The sequence below is a fragment of the Bradyrhizobium sp. genome, assembly GCF_016462955.1.
Classification (GTDB): Bacteria; Pseudomonadota; Alphaproteobacteria; order Rhizobiales; family Xanthobacteraceae; genus Bradyrhizobium.
On record NZ_JAEMSD010000026.1, the window covers coordinates 24,354 to 27,328 of the forward strand.

Below are 2,975 nucleotides of genomic sequence, written 5' to 3' on the forward strand. Positions count from 1 at the left end.
CGGCAGGCCCGCCTCGATCAGATGGCGCTCGACACGGGCTGCGTCCAGCTCGCCGATCATGCCGAGGCTTGCCGAGAACTGCGCCGCCAGCGTCATGCCGATGGCGACGCCCTCGCCGTGGAACAGACGGTCGGAGAAGCCGGTCGCAGCTTCCAGCGCGTGACCGAAGGTGTGGCCGAGATTGAGCAGCGCGCGCTCGCCGGTCTCGCGCTCGTCGCGCGACACCACGCCCGCCTTGGCGCGGCATGAGGTCGCGATGGCGTGCTCGCGCGCCGCCCCGCCCCTGGAGATGTCGGCATGGTTCTTTTCCAGCCAGCTGAAGAAGGCCTCGTCGCCGAGCACGCCGTATTTGGCGACCTCGGCGTAACCGGCGCGGAACTGGCGCGGCGACAGCGTGTCGAGCACCGCGGTGTCGGCGATCACCAGCACCGGCTGGTGAAAGGCCCCGAGCAGGTTCTTGCCCTGCGGCGAATTGATGCCGGTCTTGCCGCCGACGGAAGAATCGACCTGCGCCAGAAGCGAGGTCGGCACCTGCACGAAATCGACACCGCGGCGCAGGATTGCCGCGGCAAAGCCGGCGAGATCGCCGACCACGCCGCCGCCGAGCGCGATCACGAGATCGTTGCGCTCGATTTTTGCGGCGATCAGGGCCTCGCTGACCTTTTCCAGGCCCGCATAGGTCTTGGAGATCTCACCTTCCTCGACCACGATGCGCGAGGTCGGAATGCCGCTCGCGGCGAGCGAGGCTTCGGTCGGCTCCAGCCAGAATTTTGCGACGGTGCGGTCGGTCACGATGGCCGTGCGCACGCCGGGGCGCAAGGCCGCGACCCGTTCTCCAAGCGAAGACAGCACGCCGCGGCCGATCACGATGTCATAGGCGCGGTCGCCGAGGGCGACGTCGACCTTGATGGGATCGGAATCTTTCAACGGCGCAGTCATCTTGACGCACTCGCAATGTCGGCAGGCGGTTGGGCTGGCTGTCCGCCGCAGAGACGGGCGTGCAGCGCCTCGATGCATTCCTCGACGATCCTGTCGTGCGGCACGTCGCGCGAGGCGATGGTGAGGTCGGCATTGGCATAGATCGGCTCGCGCTCGGTAAGGAGGCGCGTCACGGTCCCTTCGGGGTCGGCGGTCTGAAGCAGCGGCCGGTCGGCCCGGCGGCGCACGCGGCGCATGATGACGTCATGCTCCGCCTTCAGCCAGACCGAGACGGCTTTCGCCGCGATGCGCGCGCGCGTCTCCTCGCGCATGAAGGCGCCGCCACCGGTCGCGAGCACCAGCGGACCACCCTCGAGCAGGCGCGCGATCACACGCGCCTCGCCGTCGCGGAAATGCGGCTCGCCGTGACGTTCGAAGATTTCCGGTATGGTCATGCCGGCGGCCGCCTCGATCTCGGTGTCGGCATCGACGAAGGGCAGCTTGAGGCGGGCCGCGAGGCGCCGGCCGACGGTGGATTTGCCGACCCCCATCATGCCGACGAGCACGATCGCGCGCGCCCCGAGCGCCGACAGGATGTCGGCCTCAGGCGAAGCAGGAAGCGGCAACGCGGCGTCGGACATCGTCGACTGGATCTCGCTCGAACTGCCGCGAGATGCGGCATGGTTGGCCACCTATACGACCCCATGGGGGCCCTCGCCAGAGGACTCTTGCCACGAAACGGCGAACATGTTGGATGATTTCATTGGCTAATTTGGCTGCCGCGCCCCTACCCCGAGACCCCAGACCGATGCCGAGCCTGTTCCGCTTCCTGACGGTCGTCGCCGTGATCGCCGGCATCGTCTATGGCGTGGTCTTTGCGCTGGCGAACTTTGTCACGCCCAAGTCGCGGGAAATGACGGTGACGATCCCGCCGGATAAGTTTCTCAAGAAATAGGCGCTAGCCTCCGAGGCATGCCCAGCAAGCCCTCAGATACCAAGCTCACCGGCCTGTTCCTCGACATGCTCGCGGCGGAACAGGGCGCCGGGGCCAATACGCTCGATGCCTATCGGCGCGACCTCACCGATTTCTCGGAATTTCTCGGCCAAGCCGGCCACACCTTCGTGGATGCGCAGACGCAAACGCTGCGGGACTATCTCGCCGATCTCGACACGCGCGGCTTCAAGTCCACCAGCGTCGCGCGACGGCTGTCGGCGATGCGGCATCTCTACCGCTTCCTGCTGAACGAGCGCATCCGCGGCGATGATCCCGCAGCGATCCTGTCAGGCCCGAAGCGCGGCCGCGGCCTGCCGAAGGTGCTGTCGATATCAGATGTCGACCGCATGCTCCGCCGCGCCAAGGAATTGAGCGAGGCGGAGGATGCCTCGCCGTCAAAGCGACTGCGTGCCTTGCGGCTCTATTGCCTGCTCGAGGTGCTTTATGCCACGGGCCTGCGCGTCTCCGAGCTGGTGGCGCTGCCGCGCTCGGCCGCCAAGCGGGACGCGCGCATGATCGTGGTGCGCGGCAAGGGCAACAAGGAACGCCTGGTGCCGCTGAACGAGGCCTCGCGCCAGGCGATGGCGGATTATCTCGCCGCCACGGAGGCTGCGAAGACCGAGAAGAAGAAAGACGGGCTCGCCGCGTCGAAATGGCTGTTTCCCTCGTTCGGCGAGAGCGGGCATCTGACGCGGCAGCATTTCGCCCGCGACTTGAAGGAGCTTGCGGTCGCCTCGGGCTTGCAGGCCCGGCTGGTCTCCCCGCACGTGCTGCGCCACGCCTTTGCCAGCCACCTCCTGCACAACGGTGCTGACTTGCGCATCGTGCAGACCCTGCTCGGCCACACGGATATCTCCACGACGCAGATCTACACCCATGTGGTCGAGGAGCGGCTGAAGAGCCTGGTGCGCGACCTGCATCCGCTGGCGGAGAAGTCGGGATAGATGAGAGGTCTCGTGCCCCGGACGCAGCGCAGCACGTAAGTGATGCGCTGCTGAGCCGGGGCCCATGCCGCTTGCTGGGTCCCGGCTCTGCGCAGCAGCGCTAAAGAAGCGCTGCAGCG

4 protein-coding genes are annotated in these 2,975 nt (G+C 67.1%); 2 read left to right on the plus strand and 2 right to left on the minus strand.

Translation table 11 applies throughout. The annotated features are described in order from the left end of the window. Both aroB and JHD07_RS05160 read right to left on the minus strand, forming a co-directional pair. Positions 1 to 939, minus strand: a 939-nt coding sequence (gene aroB, locus JHD07_RS05155) for a 3-dehydroquinate synthase (RefSeq protein ID WP_291619647.1), incomplete at its 3' end; no start/stop codon positions are given. Beyond that, a complete protein-coding gene (locus tag JHD07_RS05160) occupies positions 936 to 1,559 on the minus strand; it encodes a shikimate kinase (RefSeq protein WP_291619663.1) in 624 nt (207 codons plus the stop codon). The genes JHD07_RS05160 and aroB, both read right to left, overlap by 4 nt. A 167-nt stretch (positions 1,560 to 1,726) precedes the next feature. Between JHD07_RS05160 and JHD07_RS05165 the strand changes: the two genes are divergently transcribed. Further along, positions 1,727 to 1,873, plus strand: a complete 147-nt coding sequence (locus JHD07_RS05165; RefSeq protein WP_035685402.1) for a hypothetical protein — start codon at positions 1,727 to 1,729, stop codon at positions 1,871 to 1,873. 17 nt (positions 1,874 to 1,890) lie between these two features. Then, on the plus strand, positions 1,891 to 2,856 hold the full coding sequence (gene xerD / locus JHD07_RS05170; RefSeq protein WP_291619654.1) for a site-specific tyrosine recombinase XerD: 966 nt from the start codon (positions 1,891 to 1,893) through the stop codon (positions 2,854 to 2,856). Positions 2,857 to 2,975: the final 119 nt, after the last annotated feature.